The organism is Actinosynnema sp. (assembly GCF_052038725.1).
In genome coordinates, this window is the sequence record NZ_JBQGCX010000883.1 from 1 (window position 1) to 1525 (window position 1525).

Annotated in this window: 1 protein-coding gene and 1 pseudogene; one reads left to right on the forward strand and one right to left on the reverse strand. The window is 74.6% G+C overall.

Annotation, left to right across the window (positions count from 1 at the left end; genetic code table 11):
- Positions 1-313 (reverse strand): annotated as a pseudogene (locus tag ACTUAL_RS18220) (esterase/lipase family protein); the annotation flags it as partial.
- 188 nt (positions 314-501) lie between these two features.
- On the opposite strand from ACTUAL_RS18220, the gene ACTUAL_RS18225 reads away from it, so the two are divergent.
- Positions 502-1515: an aldo/keto reductase gene (locus ACTUAL_RS18225; RefSeq protein ID WP_440901112.1), complete on the forward strand. Its 1014-nt coding sequence runs from the start codon at positions 502-504 to the stop codon at positions 1513-1515.
- The last annotated feature ends 10 nt before the right edge of the window (positions 1516-1525 follow it).

Consider the following 1525-nt stretch of genomic DNA (forward strand, 5'->3'; position numbering starts at 1 on the left):
ACAGGAACCTGCGCAGCACCGCCGTGGACCCGTCCGCGCCGCCCAGCCCCGGCAGCACGATCACGGTGTGCCCGTCGCCGCTCGGTGCGGCGCGCAGCAGCTGCCGCGCGGCGGCGTACTGGCCGAGGTCGACGACGGCGCGGGTCGGCTCGGTGAGGTACCAGAGCAGGCCGGGCGCGTGGGGCGCCTCGGGTTCGGGGAGGGCTTCGGGGGCTTCGGGCGCGGTGCTGGGAACGGCGTCGGGGACGGCGGCCAGCGCGGGCGCGGCCCGGTCCTCGGACGCGGGTGGCGGGATCTCCGGCAGAGCTGTCACAGCCCCTCCCCTCGCTCGGCGATGAGCGCTCCTGTCCCATGGTCTTTCCCCGAACCTCCCCCGGCTAGTCCTCGCCGGTTGCGATCCGGTCGCGCTTCCCCGAAGCTCCGCGCGCCCGCAGGCGGGAATACCGGGCCCGGCGCGCCGCCTTGTGCGAGGTCGATCGAGGAACCGATGTGGGGGATGCCGTGGAGTACCGTCCGTTCGGACGAACCGGCGTGCGGGTCAGCCCGCTGACGCTGGGCGCGATGCAGTTCGGCGACGCCAACCGCGAGGACGGCGTCCGGGTGATCCACCGGGCGCTGGACGCGGGCGTGAACACCATCGACACCGCCGACGTGTACCAGGCGGGGCAGAGCGAGCAGGTCGTGGGCGCGGCGCTGGCGGGGCGGCGGGACTCCGTCTTCCTGGCCACGAAGTTCCACGGCGCCATGGGCGAGGACCCGAACCAGCGGGGCAACTCGCGGCGCTGGGTCGCGCGGGCGGTGGAGGACAGCCTGCGCAGGCTCGGCACCGACGGGATCGACCTCTACCAGGTGCACCGGCCCGACCCGGACACCGACTTCGAGGAGACCCTGTCCGCGCTGACCGACCTGGTGCGCGCCGGGAAGATCCGCTACATCGGCACGTCCACGTTCCCGGCGTCGGAGGTGGTCGAGGGGCAGTGGATCGCGGAGCGGCGCGGGCTGGCGCGGCCGGTGGCCGAGCAGCCGCCGTACTCGATCCTGGCCAGGGGCGTGGAGCGGGAGGTGCTGCCGGTCGCCCGGCGGTACGGGATGGCCGTGCTGCCGTGGAGCCCGCTGGCGGGCGGCTGGCTGGGCGGCGGGTACCGCAGGGGCGTGGAGCGGGCCGAGACGCCGCGCATGGGCGGGCGCCCGGAGTGGTTCTCCACCACCGAGCCCAGGCACGCGGAGCGGATGGACGCGCTCGACGCGCTCACCGCGCTGGCGGACGGGGCCGGGATCACGCTGGCGCACCTGGCGCTGGCGTTCGTGATCCGGCACCCGGCGGTCACCTCGGCGATCATCGGGCCGAGGACGCTGGAGCACCTGGAGAAGTCGCTGGGCGCGGCGGACGTGGTGCTGTCCGACGACGTGCTGGACGAGATCGACCGGATCGTGCCGCCGGGGTTCTCGTTGCCGCAGGGCGACTTCGGCTACGACCCACCGTCCATCTCGGACGCTTCGACCCGCAGGCGGTGAGACGGTGAGA